Source organism: Blautia coccoides (genome assembly GCF_034355335.1).
GTDB classification, from domain to species: Bacteria; Bacillota; Clostridia; order Lachnospirales; family Lachnospiraceae; genus Blautia; species Blautia producta.
Genome location: NZ_CP136422.1, coordinates 4,677,844 through 4,702,482, shown reverse-complemented (window position 1 = coordinate 4,702,482; position 24,639 = coordinate 4,677,844). Strand labels below are relative to the sequence as shown.

The following is a 24,639-nucleotide window of genomic DNA, read 5'->3' as shown; positions in this document are numbered from 1 at the left end:
GATGGAAAAATTAAGATATAAACAAACAGTTGAGAAATGGGATGTATTTCAGATAGAAATTAAAGGATATGAAGGGGGAAATCCATTTACAGACTATTGGATACGCGGAATATTTGAAAATGAAAATGAAAAAACGGAGGTAGAAGGATTTTATGATGGTGACGGTATGTATAAAGTCCGTTTTATGCCGTCCTTTGAAGGAATCTACTATTTTGAGATATTAGGGAATGCTTTGGAAACAAAATTGTCCGGTACTTTTGAGGTGACAGCTCCGTCTGAAAATAACCATGGTCCTGTCAGAGTGGCCAATACATATCATTTTGCATATGAAGATGGTACGCCATATTATCCGCTTGGGACAACTTGTTACGTATGGAATTTGCAATCAGATGAAAGAATAGAGGAAACGTTAGAGACTTTACGTCTGAGCGCATTTAACAAGATACGTTTTTGTATTTTTCCGAAACATTATGATTATAATTTGGGGGAACCCAGATCTTATCCATATGAAGGAACACCTATGGATTCCAGTATACTGACAAAAGAAAATTTTAGTGAATATACTGGAAAAACAGAGGGAAACATATGGGATTTTAAAAAATTTAATGTAGAACATTTTCAGCATATAGAGAAATGTATCCTTGCTTTGCGGGATATGGGGATAGAAGCTGATTTAATAATCATGCATCCATATGACAGATGGGGATTTTCATGTATGGAACCGGAGGAAGATGATTTATATTGGAAATATGTGATTTCCCGTTTTAGTGCATATAGAAATATTTGGTGGTCGTTAGCCAATGAGTACGATTTATTTGAACATAAATCGGTAAGTGACTGGGAACGGTATGCAAAAATAATTTGTGAAAAGGATCCATACAAACACTTAAGATCTATACATAACTGTATACCTTTTTATGATTATAATCGTCCCTGGATAACACATTGCAGTATACAGAGACAAGATCTTTATAAGAGTTCAGAATTTGTGAATGAGTGGAGAAAAATATATAAAAAACCTATAGTGCTGGATGAAATCGCATATGAAGGAAATATACAGCATGGGTGGGGAAATATCAGTGGAAAAGAAATGGTGAGACGTTTTTGGGAAGCAGCTTGCAGGGGTGGGTATCCGGGACACGGCGAAACCTATCTGAATCCATCAAATGTTCTTTGGTGGTCTCATGGAGGAAAATTATATGGAGAAAGTCATAAAAGATTTGGATTTTTAAGTGAGATAATGAAGCAAACACCAGGCATTGGACTTGCTCCCTATGATAATGGCGCTTGGGATGAAATATGTGCAGTACCGGAATCTACTGCCCTTGGGATAATAAAGAAAGAATATTTCCTTTATTATTACAGTTTTATGCAGCCGTCATTCAGAGAATTTTATTTTGACGATAGCACAGAGTATGAGGTGGAAGTTATTGATACATGGGATATGACTATAAAAAGGACTGGGGTTTACCACGGAAAATTTAAAATAGTTTTACCTGGGAAACAGTTTATGGCAATCCGCATTAGAAAGGTTGGATTGTGATCACAAGAGTGTTTAACAACTGAGCAAGAATCACATTGTTAAAGGTGATTCTGTATGGACTTTTACTCGCAACTGTATGGGCACTGAACAGTTACGATATTTATTTGTAGAGAAAGCAGGGTGTATGACATTGAAAAAAATAAAATTAGGGTTTGCCCCAACACGAAGGAGTATTTTCAGTGCTCCGGATGCTGTAAAATATGCGGATCTGACAAGAGAAAGACTGCGTGAGCTGGATGTGGATTTTGCAGATATTAAGGACATCAATGAAGAAGGCCTTCTGTACAGGGAAGCGGACAGAATAAAAATCGCAGAGAAATTCAAAGCTGAGAAAGTGGACGGACTTTTCTTCCCACACGGCAATTTCGGAACAGAATATGAAGTTGCCAGACTGGCGAAAGAGCTGAATGTTCCGGTCCTTTTATGGGGACCGAGAGATGAGCGTCCCGATGAAAATGGTGTCCGTCTCCGCGACAGCCAGTGCGGACTTTTTGCGACGGGCAAGGTCTTAAGACGATTCGGGGTACCTTTTACCTATATGACAAACTGCCGCCTGGAGGACCCGGAATTTGAGAGGGGAATCAGGGATTTTTTGGCAGTGTGCAATGTGGTGAAGGTGTTCAGAGGAATAAGAATTCTGCAGATAGGCCCCCGCCCGTTTGACTTCTGGAGTACCATGTGCAATGAGGGAGAACTTCTTGAGAGGTTTCATATACAGCTCTCTCCCATACCGATCCCGGAACTGACAAGTGAGATGAAAAGAGTGAAGGAAGAGGGCACTGAAGTAGCAAAGATAATGACATACTGCCACGACAATATGTGTATTAAAATAAAGGAAAATGAACTGGAAAATGTGGCTGCCCTGAAGGCGGCCATGAAGAATCTGGCTGAGAAATACGGATGCAGTGCCATAGCGATCCAGTGTTGGAACGCACTTCAGGGGGAAATCGGGATCATGCCCTGTGCGGCCAATTCCCTGCTGAATGAGGAAGGGATCCCTGTGGTGTGCGAGACAGACATCCACGGTGCCATAACAGCACTTCTCGCGGAGGCGGCAGGTATGGATGAGGCCAGAACCTTCTTTGCGGACTGGACTGTGAGACATCCGGACAATGAAAACGGAGAACTTTTACAGCACTGCGGTCCATGGCCTGTCTCCGTGGCAAAGGAGAAACCGACGATTGGCTATCCTCTGGCATTTGATCATCCCGGCGCTGTGGAAGCGGAGGCAAAACACGGGGATATGACACTGTGCCGTTTTGACGGGGACAATGGAGAATACTCCCTGCTTCTGGGACATGCAAAAGGGGTGGAAGGACCATATACAAAAGGGACCTATGTCTGGGTTGAGGTGGAAAATTTGAAGCGTCTGGAGGCGAAACTGGTGGAGGGGCCATATATCCATCACTGTGTGGGAATCCACAAGGATGTGGTGCCGGTGCTCTACGAGGCATGTAAGTATATAGGTGTAAAACCGGATTTGTATGATCCCATTGAGGAACAGGTTAAGGCATATTTGAGAGGTGAATGAGATGGAAAATCTGAAAGCGAAAGTGTTTGATCTTCGTAAAGATACAGTTGACATTATTATGGCCGGAAAGGGAGGCCATATCGGAGGCGATATGAGCGTCATGGAGATCCTGACAGCGCTGTATTTCCGTGTCATGAATGTTTCTCCTGACAAAGCAGATGATCCGGACAGGGACCGTTTTGTCCTCAGCAAAGGACATTCCATGGAAGCCTATTATGCAGTGCTGTGCGCAAAAGGTTTCCTTGACCTGGAGGATGTAAAAGAAAAGTTTTCAAAGTTCGGTTCCCCTTATATTGGACATCCGAACAACAAACTACCGGGGATTGAAATGAATTCAGGTTCTCTTGGACATGGACTTCCCGTATGCGTGGGAATGGCTCTGGCGGCAAAGATGAACAGAAAACAATACAGAGTCTATACGGTTATGGGAGACGGTGAACTGGCCGAAGGTTCTGTATGGGAGGGAGCTATGGCGGCCAGACAGTATCATCTGGACAATCTCTGTGCAGTGGTGGACAGAAACAGACTGCAGATTTCCGGTTGTACGGAAAATGTGATGGGACATGATGATCTGGCAGAGAGATTTTCCTCCTTCGGATGGCATGTGATCTGTGTGTGCGGAAACGATTTGGATGAACTTTTGCAGGCATTTTCCCAGGCTTCACAGACAAAGGGAAAGCCGAGCGTCATCATAGCGAACACCATAAAAGGCTTCGGTTCTCCTGTTATGGAAAACAAGGCAGACTGGCATCACAAGGTACCCACCCGGGAGGAATATGACCGGATTGTCAGTGATTTCGCCGCAGGAAAGGAGGCAGCTCTTCATGAATAAGACAGCAAATAAGCAGGTAATATGCCAGGTATTAATGGAGAAAGCTAAGACAGACAAGGACATTGTGGTGCTTTGCAGTGACTCCCGCGGGTCCGCATCCATGACACCGTTTGCAGACGGGTTTCCGGAGCAGTTTGTGGAGGTGGGCATTGCGGAACAAAATCTGGTGAGCATTTCCGCTGGCCTGGCAAAGTGCGGAAAGAAGGCTTATGCAGTATCCCCTGCCTGCTTCCTGTCCACCAGAAGCTACGAGCAGGCCAAGGTGGATGTGGCATATTCCAATACGAATGTAAAACTGATCGGCATCAGCGGCGGCATCAGTTACGGCGCTCTTGGCATGAGCCATCATTCTGCCCAGGACATCGCCGCCATGTCCGCGGTCCCCAATATGAGAGTGTACATACCAAGCGACAGAAATCAGACCAAATGCCTGACAGAAGCCCTGCTAAAGGATGAAAAACCGGCCTATATCCGGGTGGGAAGAAATGCGGTGGAGGATGTCTATGAAGAGGGAAACTGTCCTTTTGAAATGGATAAGGCCACTGTGGTGAAAGAGGGAAAAGATGTGCTCATCGTGGCATGCGGCGAGATGGTAAAGCCTGCAAAGGATGCAGCAAAGATCCTGAAAAAAGAGGGGATCAGTGCAGCGGTTCTGGATATGTACTGTGTTAAGCCTTTTGACAAAGATACCCTGATCTGGATGGCTTCCGGTGTAAAGGCCGTCATAACAGCAGAAGAACACGCACCGTTCGGCGGCCTTGGAAGTATGGTGAGCCAGGCGGTGGGATGTGAATGTCCGAAAACAGTTGTAAATATGTCCCTGCCCGATGCACCTGTGATCACAGGAACATCAAAAGAAGTTTTTGATCATTATGGATTAAATGCGGAAGGGATAGCAAAAAAAGCTGGGGAGTTGGTCTGATATGGACAGATATATACTTGGAATCGACCAGAGCACACAGGGGACAAAAGCACTGCTTTTTGACTGTGGGGGAGCCTTGCTTGCCCGTGCGGATTTGCCCCACAGACAGATGATCGACAGCAGGGGATGGGTGGAGCATGACCCGGAGGAGATATACAAAAATACTGTACAGTCGGTAAAAAACGTGGTGGAGAAAGCCGGTATCGATAAAAACCTGATAGCGGGTATAGGTATCAGCAATCAGAGGGAGACTGCCCTTGCCTGGGATAGAGAGGGCAGGCCTGTATATCATGCTGTTGTCTGGCAGTGCGCCAGAGGCGAAGAAATCTGTGAAAGAATCGCAGACAGTGCAGAGATGATCAGGGAAAGGACAGGACTTAAGCTCTCCCCTTATTTTTCAGCGGCAAAGATTGCCTGGATACTGGAAAACGTGGAGGATGCCCGGGAAATGGCAGAGCAGGGAAGGCTGTGTTACGGAACCATGGACAGTTTTCTAGTATACCGGCTTACCGGTAATAGGTCATATCAGACAGATTATTCCAACGCGTCAAGAACCCAGCTTTTTAACATCAGGACACTTGCCTGGGACGAAGATATCTGTCATGTTTTTGGGATTCCGCCTGAGAATCTGCCCTGTGTGACAGATTCCAACGGCTATTATGGAGAGACGGATTTTGAAGGATTCCTGGATAAACCGGTTCCCATCCATGGGGTGCTGGGGGATTCACACGGCGCCCTTTTTGGGCAGGGATGCCTGGAGCCGGGAATGGTGAAAGCCACTTACGGCACCGGTTCCTCTGTGATGATGAATGTGGGAAATACGCCGGTATTCAGCAGCCACGGCGTGGTTTCTTCCCTGGCCTGGGGAATGGACGGGCAGGTCAATTACGTGCTGGAGGGAAATATCAACTATACCGGAGCTGTGATCAGCTGGCTGCAGAATGATCTTCAGATGATCGCCTCCGCGGCGGAGACAGAGCGCCTGGCAAGAGAAGCGGCGCCGGAGGACAGGACATATTTTGTCCCGGCGTTTACCGGCCTCGGTGCTCCGTATTGGGACAGCACTGCCACAGGAATTCTCTGCGGGATCACCAGGACTACCCGGAAAGCGGAGATGGTGCGTGCAGGACTTGACTGTATCGCATACCAGATCACTGACATATTAAAGGCAATGGAGGAGGACGCGGGAATACCTATCCGGGAACTCCGGGCAGACGGCGGCCCTACAAAAAACTCTTATCTCATGCAGTTTCAAAGTGATATGGCAGGTATACCGGTGCAGGTGCCCGAAGCGGAAGAACTGTCAGGGATCGGAGCGGCTTATGCGGCAGGGATCGGTCTTGGCATCTATGAGAAAGAGGAGCTTTTTGTGAAGATAAAGAGAACCTCCTTTACCCCCCGGATGGAGAACAGTCTTGTGGATAAAAAGTATACCGGTTGGAAAAACGCGGTGGATATGGTTCTTAAAAAATAAAGTTTACAGCCGGCAGACAGGGTGTGCTCCGTTTGGGAGGGCGCCCTTTGCTGCTGTTCAAAGCATAGACTCTGTATCTGGTTACTATTCAGTTTTTCGGCTTCATAGCAGCAAAAGCATGTACACGGACTGCAAAAACCGCATCTGTGCATTAAAAAATATTTTATTTGCCAAATGAGGCAATATCCTCTATACTGAATAATATATCTTGTAAATTTTTCCGGTTTGGTATGTGCCGGGGAAATAGTCTTTTATGTACGGAGGAAAGCGAGGAGGAACTATGCAGGCGCGTGATGAACAGGAAAGCAGCCGGGAGCTTGAAGAGGAGAAAAGGCTGGAGAGCATAATACCTGCAATGCTGGAGACTTGCAGACAGTTAAAGGCAGCCAGAGAACTGGTCAAAGAATGTCTTATAGAAGAGTTTCATGTGAAGGAAGAATTCGCGGATGGGATTTTGAAGGATTACCGTGTTTCTGAAGAGGAGAGCACGGAGAAATGAATACATATAAAAAACCAATGCTGGAAAGAGTCTGGGTGGTCTGCGGACTTGCTGTCTTATGTAATGCACTCTGGGGCAGCGCTTTTCCAAGTATAAAGATCGGATACAGACTTTTTGAGATACCCGGAGACAGCCCGGCTTCCCAGATTTTATTTGCAGGCATGCGCTTTGCCCTGGCAGGACTGCTGGCTGTGGGGTTTGGAAGTATCCTTCAGAGAAAGGTACTGATACCAAAGAGAAAGTCATGGGGAAATATTGTGAAGCTCTCCATGTTTCAGACGATTTTACAATATGTGTTTTTCTATTTGGGGCTGGCTCATACGACAGGTGTGAAAGGCTCCATTATAACGGCATCCAATACCTTTTTAAGTATATTGGTTGCAAGTCTTGTCTTCCGTCAGGAGAAACTGACCGGCCGGAAGATCGCCGCGTGTATTGTAGGCTTCGCCGGAGTGGTGCTGGTGAACCTGAACGGCAGCGGCATGGGAGCAGGCATGAAAATAAATGGCGAAGGATTTCTTATGGTATCCGTGACTGCCTATGCTTTCGCGTCCAGCCTTCTCAAAATATATTCACGTGATGAGGACCCTGTGGTATTGAGCGGATATCAGTTTATGATAGGTGGTCTTGTCATGATGGTCTGTGGCTTCTTGCTGGGCGGGCGTATCCATACCGTTTCCCCAAAGGGGGTGGCCATGCTGATATATCTGGCACTTATTTCCTCAGTGGCATTTTCAGTCTGGGGTATTTTGCTGAAGTATCATCCGGTATCCAGAATTGCCATTTTTGGATTTACCAATCCTGTGTTTGGGGTGGTTTTATCTTCGGTTTTTCTGCACGAGCAGAATCAGGCGGAGGGATGGAAGATCGTGACAGCACTTTTGCTGGTATGTACCGGTATCCTACTACTGAATTACCAGAAGGCGGAGAAGAGGGAAGTGAATACATCTGTCAATTGAATTTGCAGGGGAAGTTAACCCTTGAGACGATACAGGCACATCTGCGTGCGGCAAAATATGCTGTATGCAGATGTGCCTGTTGTGACTGCCGAAACATAAGTTCAGGTACTTTCCCGGGTTTCCTTCCGGTACTGGCGGGCACTTTTATTATAGTATTTTCGGAAGGCTGCGGAGAAATGCTCCACAGATGAGTACCCCAGCTCCTCCGCAATGGAGGATATGCTGCGGTCTGAATAGGTGAGCAGAATAGAGGCAGCCGACATGCGGGCATCTCCTTTTTTTTGCAGAAATGTTTTGCCGTATATGTCCTGCATAAGCCGCTCGGTCTGTCTGCACCCAAGTCCAAGTCTCCCGGAAAGTTGTTCCAGTGTGAGGACAGGGTAGTCATACAGAAAAGATTCCTCTATGATAAAGTCCTGGGCCTCAGCCGGTGTTGCGGGACTGAAATGATGAAGGGCTTTTGCTCCCCCCTGATAATTCCGTATCATCTGTACGATAAGCTGCCGCAGGAGCGTTTCCACGCAGACCGTATAGCCTGTTTTCTGTTCTTTCAGTTCCTGGAAAAGCTGCTCCATCGTGTTATGGATCTGGCAGTTGTCCTGTCCGATCCAGAACGTTTTTTCTGTGAACAGATGGTCCAGTCCGTCCGTTTTTTTATCTCCGGAAGAAGTGCGGCGTACTCTTAAATAAATGCAGTAGTCTGCCATGGGATTGCCCTGGACGGATATCTGGGCGTGGGCTACATGGGGGCCTGCCATATAAAGGGTGTTAGGGGTGATCTCGTATGTCTTTTCCCCTACCTTTATGTATCCGCAGCCGGAGGCTACATAGTGGATCTCATAACTGTTATCCCCATGGCTGTGGCTGGGAATGATGCGGTGCAGGTCTTCATATGCGATATTGAGTGTACGGAATTGGGTGCTGCCTATGGTAAAGTTAATATCCAGATTATTGTATTGGATAAACATTTGATCACTCCTAAGTGAAATCCTGTTACTTTTTTGCTGACAGAATCGTTATAAAGCTTCTATAAAATGGACAGGATACTGTTCCCAGTATATTTTAAAGACACGGTCCTTCTGCCCGTCAAAATTAAGCTGATACATGCGGAAGGTTACAGGAAAATCCTTGGGCTGCCACTGCTCCTCGTAGGAATACTGATAAGTCATGCCGATTTTTTTCATGACCTCCCCGCTTCTGGGATTATTCACATCGTGGGTGGCAGTGATGAAAGGTAGGCCGGAAGCCTTCAGCTTTTCCACCACAGCGAGGCTGGCTTCTGTTATGATCCCTTTATGCCAGAAATCCTTTCGCAGTCCATAGCCGAAATCATGACTGTCATCACTGCTTACATTGACATATCCGATTGGAACGTTATCTGTTTTTAAGCAGACAGCATACCGGTATCCCGACGGTTGTCGGTAGGTGTCCAGATATTGCTTCTGCAGATATTCTTCGGCTTCCTCCTGCGTTCTTGGCGGGAACATGGGGAGAAATGTGTTTACCTCCTTGTCGCTGAGGATACGGAAAAGTGCCGGGGCATCATCAGGGGTAAATCTTCTGAGAATAAGCCGTTGGGTTTCCAATGCAGGCGTGTTTTCTGTAGAAGGGAGATCATGGTTTTTTAGGGGACTGACAGCGGTCCGGGCAATGGCAGTATTGTAGCTGCCCTCATATGGGCTGTCTGAGGTATTAGAAATCTGCATGAGGTCCTCCTTTTCTGTGATCTGCAGTTACAGAACGAAATAGTAACAAAATTATAGCACGAATGGAGAAAAAATGATATAGATATTGAATATACATCCAATACCGATTATTATGTATATAGTACGAAATTTGCTGAGACAGCCTAAGGAGGATTATGAGAAAAAAACGTAGAAAAGCGGACCTGGTACTGAGATTTTTCCAGGGTTCAAAAAAGTATTTTTTAGTGGCAGTGCTGGCCTCGCTGGTCACAACCGGATTAAATTCCCTTACACCACAGATATTTAGGTTTACCGTGGACTCTGTGCTGGGCGGGGATAAATATAAATATTTATCAGAGCATCTGTGGATCATGGCTCTGATGCTGGTAGGAGTGGCACTTTTTTCCGGAGCGGCACTTTTTTTGAGCCGTGCTTATACTGCCAAAGCGGGAGAGAATTTTGCCAAGAACATGAGGGATGCGCTGTTTTCCCATGTGCAGAGGCTTCCTATGGAATGGCACGATAGACATCAGACAGGTGATATTATTCAGCGCTGCACCTCAGATGTGGAGGTGATCCGCAACTTTGTAGTCACGCAGCTTTTGGAGGTGTTCCGTACGGTATTTCTGGTAACGGTCTCCTTTGCAATGATGTTTTCCATGAATGTGAAGCTGTCCGTTATAGTTCTGTTTTTCGTGCCGTTAGTTGCGCTGTACTCCACGATTTTTTACCGTCTGATCGCAGGGCGTTTTACAACGGCCGACGAAGCGGAAGGGGAATTATCCACTGTGGTGCAGGAGAATGCCACAGGTGTCCGGGTGGTGCGGGCTTTCGGCAGGGAAAAGTTTGAGATGGAACGTTTTTATGAGAAAAATAACGCATTTGCGGAGTTGTGGATCAAGCTTGGCACCTTGTCTGGGCTTTACTGGGGAATCGGGGATCTGATCACCGGTCTGCAGGTGGTTGCGGTGATCGTTCTTGGGGCAGCGGAGGCTGTACACGGGAATATTTCCGTGGGAGAATTTATTGCGTTTGCCTCTTATAATACGACTTTAGTATGGCCTATCCGCGGACTTGGACGAATCCTCTCGGACATGAGTAAGGCGGGTGTTTCTTTTGAACGTGTGGATTATATCATACGGGCTGAGGAGGAAGAGTACCAGGACAAAAAAGAGTATAAAAAACAGGAAGAACCTCAGAGCTATGACATTGCATTTTCTCATGTGAACTATGGATATAAGGATGGGAAAGAGGTGCTTTCAGATGTCTCCTTCTCTATCCCCCAGGGCAGTACACTGGGAATCCTGGGCGGTACCGGCAGCGGCAAGTCCACGATCATGCAGCTCCTCAACCGGTTATATGAGCTGGAGAAAGGACAGGGAGATATCACGCTGGGAGGAAAAAATATCAGGGAAATTCCACTGGAATGGATCAGAAAGAATGTGGGAATGGTGCTCCAGGAACCATTTCTCTATTCCAGGACCATAAAAGAAAATATCGCTGCGTCTGTGCCGGAGGCCACCTTTGAGGAAATCAGGCAGGCGGCTAAAGTGGCCTGTATTGATGAGGCGATCATGAATTTTCCGGATGGGTATGAAACGCTGGTGGGTGAGAGAGGAGTAACGTTGTCAGGAGGCCAGAGACAGAGGATCGCCATAGCCAGAATGCTGCTTCAGAAAGCACCTGTTATGATATTTGACGACTCTCTTTCAGCAGTGGATTCCCAGACAGATTCCAAGATCAGGAAAGCGCTTCTGGAGAACAGAAGAGATGCCACTGTGATCCTCATCTCCCACAGGGTGACCACATTGATGAGCGCAGATAAGATCATGGTGCTGAACCAGGGAAGAATTGAAGAGATGGGGACACATCAGGAGCTGATCAAACAACAGGGAATCTACAGAAAGATTTATGACATTCAGATGAGCCAGGACGACAGAATGCAGATGGAGGTGTAAAATGGCGGCATACGAAGAACAGGATTATAACAAACCCTTCAGCTTTAAAACATGGGCTAAAATGCTGCCCTTTTTTAAGCCTTATACGAAATTTTTTGCTGTTACCATTGGCCTGAATCTGATCCTGGCGGGAATTGATGTGCTGGTTCCGCTGTTTCAGAGCTATGCCATAGACAACTTTATCGCGCTGAACACATTAAAAGGGCTGAATATTTTTGCTTTGGTCTATGTGGCCATGATCGTGACCCAGACAGTATCCGTGTATATATCCGTTCACGCAGCCACGACCATCGAGATGAATGTGGGAAAGGATCTGAAGAAAGCACAGTTTGAGCATCTCCAGACCTTATCATTTTCTTATTACAATACAACTCCGGTGGGATATATCCATGCCAGGGTCATGAGTGATACACTCAAGATAGCGGGTATGATCGCGTGGGGGCTGGTGGATATGTTCTGGGCATTTATCTATGTGATCAGCGTATTTGTGATCATGTTTCTGCTCAATTGGAAGCTGGCTTTGATCATCATGCTGATCGTGCCGTGTATTGCGGTTCTGACCGTTTATTTCCAGAATAAGATTCTTCACTGGAACAGAAGAGTGCGGAAGGTCAACTCCCAGATCACCAGCGCGTACAATGAAGGGATCACCGGTGTAAGGACATCAAAGAGCATGGTGATAGAGGAGGACAATCAGAATAACTTCCGCGGGATCACTAAGAATATGCACCAGGCAGCAACAAAGTCTGCCATGCTTAACGCCATATATATTCCGACTATTTTATTTTTCAGTTCTGTGGCGGCAGCCATTGTACTGGCACAAGGCGGATACATGGTGCAGAGCCAGATAATGCAGCTGGGAACTCTGTCAGTGTTTATCTCCTACGCAGTGGTTATTTTTGAGCCCATACAGCAGCTTGCCCGTCTTCTGGCAGATCTGATATCCTGCCAGGCCAGTATTGAGAGGGTTATGGATCTGCTGGAGCAGCAGCCCAATGTGACAGACACCCCGGAAGTAATAGAAAAATATGGGGATATGTTTGAGGCAAAGAAGGAAAACTGGGAGAGGATAGAGGGGGACATTGTCTTCGAGGATGTCTCTTTCCGGTATCCGGACGGAAAGGAATACGTGCTGGAACATTTTAATCTGCATGTGCCGGCGGGAATGAACGTGGCCATCGTGGGGGAGACCGGGGCGGGAAAATCTACTCTGGTGAACCTGCTGGGCAGGTTTTTTGAACCCACGAAAGGGCGTATCCTTATCGACGGAAAAGATTACCGGGAGCGCTCCCAGCTCTGGCTTCACAGCCAGATCGGATATGTGCTGCAGAATCCCCACCTTTTTTCAGGCACGCTTTATGACAATATCCGATACGGACGTCTGGAGGCCACAGACGAGGAGGTCAGGGAGGCGGCCAGGAAGGTTTCGGCAGATATTGTGGCAGGAAAACTGGAGAAAGGGTATGAGAGCAATGTGGGGGAGAGCGGTGGCAGGCTTTCCACAGGTGAAAAGCAGCTTATATCTTTTGCCAGGGCGATTCTGGCAAATCCAAGTATCTTTGTTCTGGATGAGGCCACATCCTCCATTGATACCCAGACGGAACAGCTCATACAGGAGGCCACAGACCAGCTTTTGAAAGGCCATACCTCTTTTGTCATTGCCCACAGGCTTTCCACCATCCGGCAGGCAGATTTGATCCTGGTGGTGAAGGATGGAAAGATCATAGAAGAGGGAAGCCACAGAGAACTGCTGAGACAGAAAGGGTATTACTATGATTTGTATTCCAGGCAGTTTGAGGAGGAATCTGCCATGCAGATTTTGGCCGGAGAAAATGGAATTTAGGAAGGAAATAAAAATCCCGCAGGCTTGTAAGGTAAAGCCTGCGGGATTTGATTTATGACTTTTCTGCAAACAGAACACTGCGGTTGCGCCCGTTTTGTTTTGCCTGGTAGAGTGCTCTGTCAGCCTCCAAAATGGCAGTTTCCAGAAGTCCGGGTTTCCATTCTCCGCGAAAGGAGATGCCCACACTGACTGTCACGGAAGTGTCACCGCCATGGGGGATAGGGATTTTCGCAGACGCGATGGACGTGCGGATCTGCTCCGCTTTTTCCATTATGGCTTCTGAGGAGATTCCGGTGGTTACCAGAATAAACTCTTCACCCCCGTACCTGACTGCGTGAAAATTTTCATCTTCCGCGCAGGAGGACAAGACGGAGGCAATAGCCTTGAGGCATTCATCTCCCTGCTGATGGCCGTAGCGGTCATTATACTGTTTGAAAAAGTCAATGTCCAGCAGCAGGACAGCCAGGGAACCCATGTGGATCCCGTACTTTTCCAGGGGTGTTTTCACGGATTCTTCCAGATAGCGCCTGTTTCCAAGCGCAGTGAGGGTATCGGTCATGGACAGCAGGTCCAGCTTTTCGTTGGCGGCCTGCAGCTCCAGATTCTTCTGGTCAATGACAATCTTATCGTATATGCCAGTCAGCCGCGCCTGGTACATACGGTATGAATAGACAATGGACAACAGGCAGATAAAAATGCTGTTTACCAATGTACTGAACACATTTTCCTGTCCATACGGGGTCCTGAGCACCAGTATGTTGGTCAGGATACAGGTGAAAATAAACAGAATGCTTAAAATATATGGCGACAGTATAAGAAAAGCAGCCATCATAGGAAGAAAGGAACAGTATACAACAATACTCAGATCACCCAGCGCATCCAGATAGGAGATGCTGCAGACCCAGAGAGACAACAGAATGCCGAAAACTGCACAGAGCTTGAAGTGCAGTCTCCAGTTATTTTTGGCCCGTCTGTGTAAGGATAGGAGCACCAGCAGTCCCACCGCCATTACAGCATAGGCTATCACATAACGGAGTCTGCGAAAGCTGTAGAAGATACTGCCGGGACGAAGGGTAAAGACTAGGATCAAAAATAGCTGCATGACCAGCATAACATAGGCAATGACTCGCTCTGACTTGTAATTTAAAGAGACCATTCCCAATTCCAGCTGGTCCCTGTATTTTTCTTCATAAGGAAAATGAATAAGAGAATATAATTTATCTTTTAGCATGGAAAATCCCCTATGTAAATAAACCATTAGATACTCTCACATTATATAATAGAATGTGATGAAAAGCAAAAGAAAGCACAAAAAAATTGCAGTGAGCTGCTGCGGGCCGGTCACAGAGTGTACAGCAGCCAGCAGAGTGCTGAAGGACGGAATTCATAAGACCAAAATCCATAAGGAAAGTCATTGCCAACAGAAACGGAGGTAATGGCTTTTTTTATATATTAACATTTTATTATAGTGGGGAAGTATTACGGCCGTGGACTTTTCTGCTTCACCGTATTATTTCTGAAATGCGACATCCTAACTAATGAAAATTTATGAACTAAAACTTTTTTCCATTATCAGATAGACTTTAGTTTAACGCGAAAAGGCTTTAAAGTCAATATATCAAAAAAAATAATAGATTTTTTTGTCGGATATAGCACATGAAGGGCGGCAGAAAGGCCCTGTCATGAGAGTAATAAGAAATAAAGCCTTTTCACGGTGGAAACTGTCGATTATGAGTGGTCAAAAAAGTGGTATGAATCTGTGAACAGGATTCAACAGATCAAGGAGGTCAAAATGCCCAGAAAAGGTGAAAACATCAGAAAAAGGAAAGACGGCCGTTGGGAGGCACGCTATATGAAAGGTCGTGATGTGGACGGGAAAATCAGGTATGGTTACCTGTATGGCAAGTCGTATAAGGAGGTAAAGGACAAGAAAATAAAAATCATTTCAGAATACCCGTCTTTTCTTGCATATGGAAATCAGCCGTCTGTACTGCTAGAGGATGACAGGATACGTACCGTCAGCGTTCAGTGGAGGAACCATATCCGCTATACCATCAAAGTAAGTACCTATTCAAATTACGGTGAGATCCTGGACAACCATATACTGCCGGTTTTAGGGGATACACCTATCAGAAAATTTACAAATCGTATCCTTTTGAACTTTGTCCAGCGGGAGCTGGAAAAAGGAATGTCCTACGGAAGTATCCACGTGATCATGGGCGTGCTGAAGAATCTGCTTCATTATGGGCAGGAGCTGGGGTGCTTTCCCGCTGAACTTCTGAAATTTCCGCGGATTCCCGCCGGCGGAAAGGAGATAAGGATCATGAGCAAGGAGGATTTCAGAAAGCTGGATGCTTTTCTGAGTGAGGGCCTGGACCCGTTTACATTTGGTATCCTTCTGTGTATGTATACAGGCATACGTGTGGGAGAGCTGTGTGGATTGAAATGGGAAGACTTAGACTTCAGCCACCGTAAAATCTACATCCGCCGGACAGTTACGCGTGTGAAGAATCTGGATGTGACTTTCTCAGAGGGAAAAGGGGTATCCCCCAGGACTCGCCTTAATATCGGCACACCTAAAACATCCACCTCCATCCGTGAAATCCCTCTTCCGGACCGTCTGCTTTCTCTCGGAACGGCTTTGAAGAAAAATGGCAGCTGTTTTCTCCTGACAGGAACGGAGAACTGCGTGGAACCCCGTACGGTTCAGAGAAGATACGCGTCTCTTCTGAAAAAATGCCAGATACCCCACATAAAAATACATTCCCTCCGCCATCAGTTCTCCTGCCGCTGGATAGAGCAGGGCTTTGACACAAAATCCCTGTCGGAGATTCTGGGGCATACGTCTGTAAAAACAACGCTTGACCTTTATGTCCACATACAGGCTGAGACAAAGAGGGAATATATGAACCAGCTCACAACACCTTGAAATCAAATGATTGGTGGTCTGTAAAATGGTCAGAAGCCGCAGTATGGGCTTCTGGCCTGTCTTTTTTTATTTCGGTCGTATTTCAGAAAAAATATGTCTATTTTACGGAAAAAAATGAAAACAGGATACTGCATTAAAACAATGAAATACAAACTCCGCTGTCCGCATCCGGAATGGCTGGAAAGAACAGAGGAACATTACCGTAAGGTGCTGATCTTCTATTATCATCTCCTTTTGGATCATGAAGAACTATGGGAGCAGAATCTGCTTCAGATACAGGGAAACCTGGAACATCTGACGATTGCAGGCAGAGATGGAAGACAGCCGGAACATCCCATTCCATATGATAAAGTACCGGTTTATTTTCGTCGTTCAGCCATCAACAAAGCCTCCGGGAATTTGAAAAGCCTCCTTACAAAATATAAACATACAGGGAAGACACCGGATTTTACTATACCGGAATCCATCAATGCCTCTGTGACTTATTTTAAAGGCATGTATAAAAATATGCAGGAGGACAGGATCGATCTCAAGGTATGGGACGGAGAAAAGTGGCACTGGATGGACAGCAGATTAAAAGGGCAGGCGGTTCCTGAGGGAAGTCTGCTGCTTTCCCCATCCGTAGTTTTCAAAAATAAAGAGTATTGGCTTCATGTTCCGGTCAAGCTGCAGACATCGGATGCCAGAAATGCCAAGGAACGGATGAGGGATAAAGAGAATATATGCAGCGTTCAATTTACCAATACTGATATTTTTGCCATGTGCTGTATTTTGGATGCAGATGGGAGACAAAAGGCAGTATATTCCTGCCGGGGAGGCGATGCATACAGTGCAGAGTGTAAAGCGATCAAGGAAAAAATCGCGAAGTCCAGGATCTATACCGACAATGATGACACGCCGCAGCCAAACCGAAGATATTATATGCATCTGAAAAATCTTTCCGAACATTATGCCCACCAAGTGAGCAGGGAAACGGTTGACCTTTGTATACAGGAACAGGCAAAAGTAATTGTTCTTCCGGCTTATGATGAGGCATTCACAAAAATGGTCAGATACCGTTCCGGAATATATTCTCCGCTTCAGTTGGAGTGCAGGATCAGAAAATTTTTAAAGTATAAGGCATGGTGTGAGGGGATTGTGGTTTTGGAGCTAAGTGCAGAGGGAACCAGCAGCAGATGTTTTAACTGCGGCGGGAAGGTAAAGAAAAAAGGAAAGATGTTTATATGTGAAAACGGACATCAGGGAAGCAGATTTTTGAACAGTGCCAGAAATCTGGGGCTGAAATGTCTGCAGGATTTTGCCGATAAGAGAAAATCAGATAAGGCATAAGTGTGAGTATTCACTCTTATCATAAATGCCGGGAAACCGGCAGGAGGCCATATGCCAGTGACGTGTGGTTTCCGGTTGAATATCGCCGTCCGGCCCCTTAGGGAGTCGGTAAAGAATTGCCGTTTTCGGCAGAGAATATTCAAAGTAATAAAAGAAAAAGGCAGGAGGGAAGACCATGGGGCTGATGATCTTTGTATTGGTAGTTCTGATGATGTTGCTTTTATCCGCTGTGATTTTTGCCCTTGCAAAAATCAGTTCAGGTGACAGAAAGAGGGAAGATACAGAACAGGAAATATTTATACAGAGAGCTGGAAAATAAACCAGAGAAACCGATAAAAAATACGGAAATATATGAGGGAGATTATGAGGAAATGAGTATTTATGTCACGCAGTCTTCAATTGCATCATGGGATGAATTTGTAGAAGAGATCAAGCCGATTTTTAAATCAAAGCGTATGACCAATATGGGACCGGTATATAAAAAAATGCAGCAGCAGCTGATCCGCTATTTGGACGTGCCGGAACTGTCACTTTTTGTAAATGGGCACATGGCATTGGAGATGGCAATACAAACTATGGATTTTCCAAAAGGGTCTGAGGTTATTACCACTCCATATACCTTTGTCTCAACCGCACATGCCATAGCTCGGAATGGACTGGTGCCGGTATTTTGTGATATCAGCCCGGATGATTACACGATGGATGTAAGCAAAATTGAAGGTTTGATCACAGATAAAACAGCAGCAATCGTGCCTGTCCATGTATATGGAAATATATGCAACGTGGAGGCAATCCAGGAGATTGCTGACAGACATGGACTGAAAGTGATTTACGACGGCGCCCATGCTTTCGGTGTGAAATACAAAGGGGTCGGAATTGGAAATTACGGCGATATGACGATGTTCAGTTTCCATGCCACGAAGGTTTTCAATACCATTGAGGGCGGAGCTGTGGCTTTCAGGGATAAGAGCTATGGTATCCGCTTGCATGAGCTGAAGAATTTCGGTATCCATGGAGAAGATGATGTTGCCGACATCGGTGGAAATGCAAAACTGGATGAGTTCCGGTCAGCTATGGGCATTTGCAATCTGCGTCATGTGGATGAGAACATTGCCGGCAGAAAACAGGCAGCAGAGCGATATGATGCAAATCTCAGAGATGTGCCGGGACTGCGCCTCATGAAACTGAGAGATGGCGTGACACCTAATTATTCTTATTATCCGGTGTTTGTTGATGCCAATACGTTTGGTAAGACAAGGGATGATATCTACAGCTATTTGAAAGAAAATGATATTTTTGCCAGAAGGTATTTTTATCCCGCGATAAATGATATGGAATGCTATAAAAAGAATTACAGTGTACTGCCTACACCTGTTGCGCATGAGGTGTCTTTGAACATCCTGACACTGCCAATGTATGCGGATTTGGAACTGGAAGATGTGGACAGGATCTGTGAGCTGATCCTAAAAGCGTAAGGAGAACATACATATGGTAGATATCAATGAATTATCATTTTCCCAGAAAGCAGAGATCGCAGATTATATCAAACGGGATAATCTAACAATTGTAAACCATAAACTGAAGCCTGCTGAGGTGAAAGACTCCTTTTATACCCGCTATGGAAAACGATGTATAGATATTGTTTTTTCACTCCTGGCGCTTACTGTCACAGCGCCTATTAATTTAGTGCTTGCCGTGATCACTTTTTTTGATGTGGGATGTCCGGTTCTGTTCCATCAAAAGAGGATCGGTATAGAGGGCAGGAAGTTCACCATATACAAATTCAGAAATATGACAAATGAAACGGATGCGAATGGTGAACTTCTCCCACCCTCCCAGAGGGTGACAAAGTGGGGAAAAATTGCAAGAAAGACGTCCCTGGATGAACTGCTTAATTTTGTCTCTGTTTTAAAAGGCGATATGAGCATCATAGGTCCAAGGCCGCTGCTTGATTATTATTTTGAGCGTCTCAGCGACAGGCATAAAACCATATACAAAGTACGTCCGGGCCTTGAATGCCCTACTCCCCAGCATGTGGATCACTGTTTAAGCTGGCAGGAGCGGCTGGACAACTATGTATGGTATGCGGAAAACTGCAGCTTTATGCTGGATGTGAGATTATTATTCCGGATGGTGGCTATTGCTTTGGACCGCAGGAGTACGTCCAGCCGTTCCCAGGCAAAAACCGGTGGTCTGATGGGATATGACACGGATGGAAATGTGATTTACACAAAGGCTGTGCCGGATAGATTTGTGGACGAGTTTCTGACAACCCATGGATATAAAAGCATAGATGAGGCAGTTGCAGACAGATACAGCGAAAGGAATTGTGCATGATGAGAAAATATTTAAGGAGAGAGATATGCAAATGAGACGTAAGGCTGCATTGGTTTTAGCAGGAGGTCTGCCGCAGATAAGGCTGATCAAAGAATTACAGAACAGGAGTTATTATGTGATCTTAGCCGATTATACAGAACATCCCATTGCAGAACCTTTTGCCGATAAATTTTACAGAGAGAGCACCTTAGACGTGGAGGCAATTCGGAAAATTGCTGTTAAAGAACAAGTGGAGATGATCATCACCTGCTGTACCGACCAGGCACTGGAGACTGCTGCAAGACTTTCCGGGGAGTTGGATCTGCCTTGTTATATTGGGGCAGATACAGGACTTGCTGTCACCAACAAACAGTATATGAAAGAAATATTTGAGAAAAACGGAATCCCTACGGCCAGACATATGACTGTAAATTCTATGGAGTTTCACTGTGATCTTCCGTATCCTCTTGTTGTCAAACCGGCTGACTGCAACAGTTCTAAAGGTGTTGTGAAAGTGCTGAATGATTCCCAATTAAAAAAAGCAGTGGGAGATGCGCTGAAATTAAGCAGAACCGGCACCGCAGTTATTGAAGAGTTTATAGAAGGAAATGAGGTCTCTGTGGATTTGTTTGTATGCGGTAAAAAGGCAAAAATAATCTGCTGTTCTTTCAGTGAGAAAATACGGGACAGGCAAAAGTTCGTTATCTATAAAGGTCAGTATCCGGCCAGGCTCAAGGATTCGGTCATGAAGCAGATTGAAGACGCAGCACAGAAAATTACCGATGTATTCCATCTGAACAATTGTCCCATGCTGATACAATTACTGCAAAAACAGGACCATATCTACATTGTAGAATTCAGCGCCAGAACAGGCGGATGTGTCAAGTATCATATGATAGAGGCGGCATCCGGTATAGATGTAATAAAACTGACGGTGGATGCCTTTGAAGGAAAAGAGGTGGATGTAAGGCCTTCTTTCTATCCGGGAGTTGTGGTAAATGAGTTCATTTACTGTAGTGAAGGCGTATTCGATCACATGGAAAATGTTGGGGAATGTCTGGATAACGGCCTGCTGGAAGCGGCTTTTGTATTGAAGAATCCGGGTGTGGAATTTGAGCATGTGGAGAGCAGCGCGGACAGGATCGCCGCCATTACTTTTGTTGCGGATTCCTATGAAGAATATGTAAAAAAACATAATCAGGCAATTTCAAGGATAAAGGTGATATCAGCCGATGGACGGGATATCATGAGGCACGATTTGCTGCCTGAACTGGATTAGGAGGTTGTTATGAGTGCAACGGATATATTTCTTGAGAGGATTCGGAACGCCTTTGCAGATGAAATTCCGGATAGAGTATACAAAAGGGCGAAAGAATCCTTATTGGATTACATAGGAGTGACACTTGCAGGTGCAGAGGCAATAAGTGATAAGCTTCAGGCGTATTTACAGTTTGCGGAGCCGGAGGCTGGGGCATTTACCGCTGTTGGCGTGAAGCAGAAAATGGGACTGAAGGATGCTGTCTTTCTTAATGGTTTAAACGGACATGCACTGGATTTTGATGATGGAACCAATACGGGAATCATACATCTGGGTTCCCCTATATTTTCTGTATTGCTGCCTTTAGCACAAAAATATGATATTACATATAAAAAATTTTTGAAAGCTGCTGTCATAGGATACGAAACCTCCTTTACCATGGCAGTGTCCATACAGCCCGGACATAAGGAAATGGGATACCATGCGACGGGGACCTGTGGAGTGCTGGGCATTGCGCTGGCGGTAGCTCATATGCTGGATTTTACGGAGGAACAGACAAGGAATGCATTTTCGGCCGCATGTGTATCTGCGTCAGGAATGCTGAAAGTGTTGGATGACGGGGCTGAATTGAAGCCGTATAATGTGGCAAAATCAGCGCTGTTGGGTTTAACATCTGTTCAGATGGCACAGGCAGGATTTACAGGGCATCCGGATCCCCTGGGCGGTTTCCGCGGATTTTTAAAAATGATGATAAGAGATGAGAAGATAGAACTCAAAAACCCTCTTCTGCACGGAACCTACGCTGTAGAGAAAACCTACACCAAACCATATGCAGCCTGCCGCTACTGTCATCCGGCCATTGAAGCTGCCATCAGTATGAGAGCAGAGTATGGGTTCAGGATCTCTGACATTTCAGCGGTAGAGGTGAAAACATATTACTGGGCTGTGGATAAGCATGACCATACAGTGATTCCGGGGCCGGCATCCGCTAAGATGAGCATACCCTACGGGGTTGCGGCAGGTCTGGTGTACGGAAAGGCCGGATTGAGGGAATATGATCCTGCCCATGTAAAAGAGCGGGAAGTATTGGATCTGGCTGCAAAGGTTACCGTGCGATCGGACGAGGCGCTTACCGCTCAGTTTCCGGAGAAGACATCCGCGGTCCTTAAATTGAGTACATATTCAGGGAAAGAGTATACAAAAAGAGTTGATTTTCCCAAAGGGGAACCGGAGAATCCTCTTTCCGACAGGGAGTTTGCGGATCGGTTTCTGGAGCTGGCTGTCTATGGAGGAATGACAGAGACAGAGGCCGGAAAAATCTTGGATGCTGTAGAAAACATGAATGGAAGTATGGAAGGGTTGTTTGAATACCTTTCATATCATAAGAATGGAGAATAGGTAAAATGCAGGAAAAGGTAAAACTCATCCTTGGGACTATGACGTTCGGGGAACAGATATTTGGCAGAGATACAGAGGATATGGTCAGGTGCTTTTTAGACCACGGGTACCGGGAGCTGGACACTGCTTATGTCTATAACAATGGAGAGTGTGAAAGACTGCTGGGTACAGCCCTGGAACATATAGATCGCAGCAGATTTGAAATTGCCACAAAGGTCAATCCAAGGATCACAGGCCATCTAGATGGACAAGCTGTACTGACACAATTTTATGAGTCACTGGAGAGACTGAAGCTGGATAAGGCGGATACGTTGTATCTCCACTTTCCGGATCCTGATACGCCGGTGGAATCCGCACTGGAGGCATGTGCGCAGCTTTATGAGGAAGGAAAATTTTCTGAATTAGGATTAAGCAACTTTCCCGCATGGCTTGTAGGGGAAGTTTACCACATCTGTGATACCCATGGCTGGATGCTTCCAAAAGTATATGAAGGACTTTATAATCCGCTGAGCCGGTTTGCGGAGCGGGAACTGGACTGTGCCCTGGATCACTATGGAATGCGTTTTTACGCATATAACCCACTGGCAGGCGGGATGCTGACAAACAAATATTCCGGAAAAGACAAATCTCTCAAGGAAGGACGTTTTACAAACCGCCCCAACTATCAACAGAGGTATTGGAAAAATTCTTATTTCCGTGCGGCAGACCATATCAGAGAGGCATGTGCGGATCATGATATCAATATCATTGAGGCATCCTACAGATGGCTGGCCTATCACTCCATGCTGAAAGCCAGGAGAGGTGACGGCATTATCATCGGAGCGTCCAGGCTTTCACAACTGGAGCAGAATATGGCGGCCCTGGAAAAAGGGAAGCTTCCCGATGAGATCGTCCAGGCTGTTTGGGAGGCATGGGAGATAAGCAGGGCAGATGCACCTGAATATTTTAAATATTACATTCCGGAGAAGAGCCGGGGAAATTAAAAGGAGATACAGAGAGAATGATCGATCAGGAAAGATTTTTAAATGTACTGCGGACAGCCGGCGTTGAATTCTTCACAGGTGTGCCGGATTCCTATCTGAACGGTTTCTGCAACTGCCTGATGAAGAATGTGGCGGCTGAAAGACATATGATAGCAGCCAATGAGGGAAATGCCGTCGGCATTGCCGCAGGGTATTATTTCAGTACAGATACGGTGCCGCTGGTTTATATGCAGAATTCCGGACTGGGAAATGCACTGAATCCGCTTCTTTCATTGGTGGATAAAAATGTTTATAGTGTGCCCATGATCCTTTTGATCGGGTGGCGGGGAGAACCGGGAAGCGGTGACTGGCCGCAGCATCAGACACAGGGAGAGGTTACACTCAAGATCCTGGATATGCTGGGGATTCCCTATGTGATCGCCCAAGATGAGGATGACAGTCTGGAAGAGCAGGTAAGGGAATGTGTGGAGAATGCCAAAAGGGAAAAGCGCCCTGCTGCCATCGTTGGGCGAAAAGGCGTATTCGCCGGAGGGAAGAAGCCTAATATAACGGACACAGAATATCCCCTGTATCGGGAGGAAGCGATAGAAATCATCCTGGATACTCTGCCGGAAAATACCATTTATACGGCAACTACAGGCAGGGCTTCCAGAGAGCTGTATTTCTTGAGAGAGAGAAGAAAGGAAGGGCATCAGAACGATTTCCTGAATGTTGGTTCCATGGGACATGCATCTTCTGTTGCTCTTGGGATCGCCGCAGCCAATAAGAAGAGACTGGTTGTCTGTCTGGATGGAGATGCCGCGGCAATGATGCACATGGGGGCTTTCACCATGGCAAGTAAGACGGATGTCCCCAACCTTCTCCACATTATTTTGAACAATGGTGCCCATGAATCCGTAGGCGGCCAGCCGTCCGCCGGCTACCGGGTTGATTTTACAAAAATTGCCCAAGGGTCCGGATATAAGACCGTGGAAGGTCCGGTGGGTTCAAGGGAAGCACTTAGAGAAGTACTTGGGATACTGAAGCACGGACAACAGGCGGCATTGATAGATGTCAGAATTCGTAAAGGATTAAAAGGAGAACTGCCGGCCCTGAAAATATCACATGAAAAACTGATCCGGGAACTGATGGATGAATTATCAAAGGGTAACAACAGATGATCAAATAAAAGGAGGACTAT

General features: G+C 46.0%; 21 protein-coding genes. 18 read left to right on the top strand and 3 right to left on the bottom strand.

All coding sequences use genetic code 11. The features are described from left to right. Position 1 precedes the first annotated feature (1 nt). The 7 genes from BLCOC_RS21130 (at position 2) to BLCOC_RS21100 (ending at position 7,760) form a co-directional block, all read left to right on the top strand. Positions 2 to 1,543 (top strand): DUF5605 domain-containing protein, encoded by a 1,542-nt coding sequence (locus tag BLCOC_RS21130; protein ID WP_115623283.1) that lies wholly within the window; start codon positions 2 to 4, stop codon positions 1,541 to 1,543. Between the two features lie 130 nt (positions 1,544 to 1,673). Then, a complete protein-coding gene (locus BLCOC_RS21125; RefSeq protein ID WP_029468081.1) occupies positions 1,674 to 3,074 on the top strand; it encodes an L-fucose/L-arabinose isomerase family protein in 1,401 nt (466 codons plus the stop codon). A gap of 1 nt (position 3,075) precedes the next feature. Further along, positions 3,076 to 3,906 carry a transketolase gene (locus BLCOC_RS21120; RefSeq protein ID WP_029468082.1) on the top strand — a complete coding sequence of 277 codons (831 nt, stop codon included), beginning with the start codon at positions 3,076 to 3,078 and terminating at the stop codon, positions 3,904 to 3,906. Further along, positions 3,899 to 4,828, top strand: coding sequence for a transketolase family protein (locus tag BLCOC_RS21115; protein WP_115623282.1), 930 nt, complete (start codon positions 3,899 to 3,901; stop codon positions 4,826 to 4,828). The genes BLCOC_RS21120 and BLCOC_RS21115 overlap by 8 nt, the downstream gene beginning before the upstream one ends. A 1-nt stretch (position 4,829) precedes the next feature. After that, positions 4,830 to 6,302 carry an FGGY-family carbohydrate kinase gene (locus tag BLCOC_RS21110; RefSeq protein ID WP_029468084.1) on the top strand — a complete coding sequence of 491 codons (1,473 nt, stop codon included), beginning with the start codon at positions 4,830 to 4,832 and terminating at the stop codon, positions 6,300 to 6,302. 280 nt (positions 6,303 to 6,582) lie between these two features. After that, the gene (locus BLCOC_RS21105) at positions 6,583 to 6,801 is read left to right on the top strand and encodes a hypothetical protein (RefSeq protein WP_029468085.1); all 219 of its coding nucleotides are present in this window, start codon (positions 6,583 to 6,585) and stop codon (positions 6,799 to 6,801) included. Beyond that, entirely contained in the window at positions 6,798 to 7,760 is a 963-nt protein-coding gene (locus tag BLCOC_RS21100) for a DMT family transporter (protein WP_115623281.1), read from the top strand. The genes BLCOC_RS21105 and BLCOC_RS21100 overlap by 4 nt, the downstream gene beginning before the upstream one ends. A 101-nt stretch (positions 7,761 to 7,861) precedes the next feature. Here BLCOC_RS21100 and BLCOC_RS21095 read toward each other — a convergent pair whose 3' ends face one another. Next, complete coding sequence (locus BLCOC_RS21095) at positions 7,862 to 8,728, bottom strand: AraC family transcriptional regulator (protein WP_029468087.1); 867 nt, start codon at positions 8,726 to 8,728, stop codon at positions 7,862 to 7,864. A gap of 48 nt (positions 8,729 to 8,776) precedes the next feature. Beyond that, a complete protein-coding gene (locus tag BLCOC_RS21090) occupies positions 8,777 to 9,466 on the bottom strand; it encodes a GNAT family N-acetyltransferase (RefSeq protein ID WP_242998987.1) in 690 nt (229 codons plus the stop codon). Between the two features lie 155 nt (positions 9,467 to 9,621). On the opposite strand from BLCOC_RS21090, the gene BLCOC_RS21085 reads away from it, so the two are divergent. Beyond that, the gene (locus BLCOC_RS21085; protein WP_115623280.1) at positions 9,622 to 11,403 is read left to right on the top strand and encodes an ABC transporter ATP-binding protein; all 1,782 of its coding nucleotides are present in this window, start codon (positions 9,622 to 9,624) and stop codon (positions 11,401 to 11,403) included. A 1-nt stretch (position 11,404) separates the two neighbouring features. Further along, on the top strand, positions 11,405 to 13,246 hold the full coding sequence (locus BLCOC_RS21080; protein ID WP_115623279.1) for an ABC transporter ATP-binding protein: 1,842 nt from the start codon (positions 11,405 to 11,407) through the stop codon (positions 13,244 to 13,246). Between the two features lie 52 nt (positions 13,247 to 13,298). Here the strand turns inward: BLCOC_RS21080 and BLCOC_RS21075 are convergent, their stop codons facing one another. Next, a complete protein-coding gene (locus BLCOC_RS21075) occupies positions 13,299 to 14,477 on the bottom strand; it encodes a GGDEF domain-containing protein (RefSeq protein WP_165907185.1) in 1,179 nt (392 codons plus the stop codon). Positions 14,478 to 15,038: 561 nt separating this feature from the next. Here BLCOC_RS21075 and BLCOC_RS21070 point away from each other — a divergent pair. The 9 genes from BLCOC_RS21070 (at position 15,039) to aepY (ending at position 24,619) form a co-directional block, all read left to right on the top strand. Continuing rightward, positions 15,039 to 16,175 carry a site-specific integrase gene (locus BLCOC_RS21070; RefSeq protein ID WP_115623277.1) on the top strand — a complete coding sequence of 379 codons (1,137 nt, stop codon included), beginning with the start codon at positions 15,039 to 15,041 and terminating at the stop codon, positions 16,173 to 16,175. A gap of 141 nt (positions 16,176 to 16,316) precedes the next feature. Further along, the gene (locus BLCOC_RS21065) at positions 16,317 to 17,504 is read left to right on the top strand and encodes a zinc ribbon domain-containing protein (RefSeq protein WP_115625460.1); all 1,188 of its coding nucleotides are present in this window, start codon (positions 16,317 to 16,319) and stop codon (positions 17,502 to 17,504) included. A 175-nt stretch (positions 17,505 to 17,679) separates the two neighbouring features. Next, the gene (locus tag BLCOC_RS21060; RefSeq protein WP_165907184.1) at positions 17,680 to 17,823 is read left to right on the top strand and encodes a hypothetical protein; all 144 of its coding nucleotides are present in this window, start codon (positions 17,680 to 17,682) and stop codon (positions 17,821 to 17,823) included. A 52-nt stretch (positions 17,824 to 17,875) separates the two neighbouring features. Next, on the top strand, positions 17,876 to 18,979 hold the full coding sequence (locus tag BLCOC_RS21055; protein ID WP_115623276.1) for a DegT/DnrJ/EryC1/StrS family aminotransferase: 1,104 nt from the start codon (positions 17,876 to 17,878) through the stop codon (positions 18,977 to 18,979). A 13-nt stretch (positions 18,980 to 18,992) separates the two neighbouring features. Next, positions 18,993 to 19,841, top strand: a complete 849-nt coding sequence (locus BLCOC_RS21050; protein WP_115623275.1) for a sugar transferase — start codon at positions 18,993 to 18,995, stop codon at positions 19,839 to 19,841. 25 nt (positions 19,842 to 19,866) lie between these two features. Next, complete coding sequence (locus BLCOC_RS21045) at positions 19,867 to 21,099, top strand: ATP-grasp domain-containing protein (protein ID WP_242998986.1); 1,233 nt, start codon at positions 19,867 to 19,869, stop codon at positions 21,097 to 21,099. 9 nt (positions 21,100 to 21,108) lie between these two features. Further along, entirely contained in the window at positions 21,109 to 22,476 is a 1,368-nt protein-coding gene (locus tag BLCOC_RS21040; protein ID WP_115623274.1) for an MmgE/PrpD family protein, read from the top strand. A 5-nt stretch (positions 22,477 to 22,481) separates the two neighbouring features. Then, complete coding sequence (locus tag BLCOC_RS21035) at positions 22,482 to 23,459, top strand: aldo/keto reductase family protein (RefSeq protein WP_115623273.1); 978 nt, start codon at positions 22,482 to 22,484, stop codon at positions 23,457 to 23,459. A 17-nt stretch (positions 23,460 to 23,476) separates the two neighbouring features. Continuing rightward, positions 23,477 to 24,619, top strand: coding sequence for a phosphonopyruvate decarboxylase (gene aepY, locus BLCOC_RS21030; RefSeq protein ID WP_115623272.1), 1,143 nt, complete (start codon positions 23,477 to 23,479; stop codon positions 24,617 to 24,619). Positions 24,620 to 24,639: the final 20 nt, after the last annotated feature.

Coding starts and splice junctions, on each gene's coding strand:
- BLCOC_RS21120 (WP_029468082.1), top strand. CDS start 3,076: ATGGAAAATCTGAAAGCGAAAGTGTTTGATCTTCGTAAAGATACAGTT.
- BLCOC_RS21050 (WP_115623275.1), top strand. CDS start 18,993: ATGGTAGATATCAATGAATTATCATTTTCCCAGAAAGCAGAGATCGCA.
- BLCOC_RS21045 (WP_242998986.1), top strand. CDS start 19,867: ATGCAAATGAGACGTAAGGCTGCATTGGTTTTAGCAGGAGGTCTGCCG.
- BLCOC_RS21060 (WP_165907184.1), top strand. CDS start 17,680: ATGGGGCTGATGATCTTTGTATTGGTAGTTCTGATGATGTTGCTTTTA.
- BLCOC_RS21080 (WP_115623279.1), top strand. CDS start 11,405: ATGGCGGCATACGAAGAACAGGATTATAACAAACCCTTCAGCTTTAAA.
- BLCOC_RS21035 (WP_115623273.1), top strand. CDS start 22,482: ATGCAGGAAAAGGTAAAACTCATCCTTGGGACTATGACGTTCGGGGAA.
- BLCOC_RS21105 (WP_029468085.1), top strand. CDS start 6,583: ATGCAGGCGCGTGATGAACAGGAAAGCAGCCGGGAGCTTGAAGAGGAG.
- BLCOC_RS21070 (WP_115623277.1), top strand. CDS start 15,039: ATGCCCAGAAAAGGTGAAAACATCAGAAAAAGGAAAGACGGCCGTTGG.
- BLCOC_RS21100 (WP_115623281.1), top strand. CDS start 6,798: ATGAATACATATAAAAAACCAATGCTGGAAAGAGTCTGGGTGGTCTGC.
- BLCOC_RS21095 (WP_029468087.1), bottom strand. CDS start 8,728: ATGTTTATCCAATACAATAATCTGGATATTAACTTTACCATAGGCAGC.
- BLCOC_RS21075 (WP_165907185.1), bottom strand. CDS start 14,477: ATGCTAAAAGATAAATTATATTCTCTTATTCATTTTCCTTATGAAGAA.
- BLCOC_RS21055 (WP_115623276.1), top strand. CDS start 17,876: ATGAGTATTTATGTCACGCAGTCTTCAATTGCATCATGGGATGAATTT.
- BLCOC_RS21130 (WP_115623283.1), top strand. CDS start 2: ATGGAAAAATTAAGATATAAACAAACAGTTGAGAAATGGGATGTATTT.
- BLCOC_RS21110 (WP_029468084.1), top strand. CDS start 4,830: ATGGACAGATATATACTTGGAATCGACCAGAGCACACAGGGGACAAAA.
- aepY (WP_115623272.1), top strand. CDS start 23,477: ATGATCGATCAGGAAAGATTTTTAAATGTACTGCGGACAGCCGGCGTT.
- BLCOC_RS21090 (WP_242998987.1), bottom strand. CDS start 9,466: ATGCAGATTTCTAATACCTCAGACAGCCCATATGAGGGCAGCTACAAT.
- BLCOC_RS21085 (WP_115623280.1), top strand. CDS start 9,622: ATGAGAAAAAAACGTAGAAAAGCGGACCTGGTACTGAGATTTTTCCAG.
- BLCOC_RS21115 (WP_115623282.1), top strand. CDS start 3,899: ATGAATAAGACAGCAAATAAGCAGGTAATATGCCAGGTATTAATGGAG.
- BLCOC_RS21040 (WP_115623274.1), top strand. CDS start 21,109: ATGAGTGCAACGGATATATTTCTTGAGAGGATTCGGAACGCCTTTGCA.
- BLCOC_RS21065 (WP_115625460.1), top strand. CDS start 16,317: ATGAAATACAAACTCCGCTGTCCGCATCCGGAATGGCTGGAAAGAACA.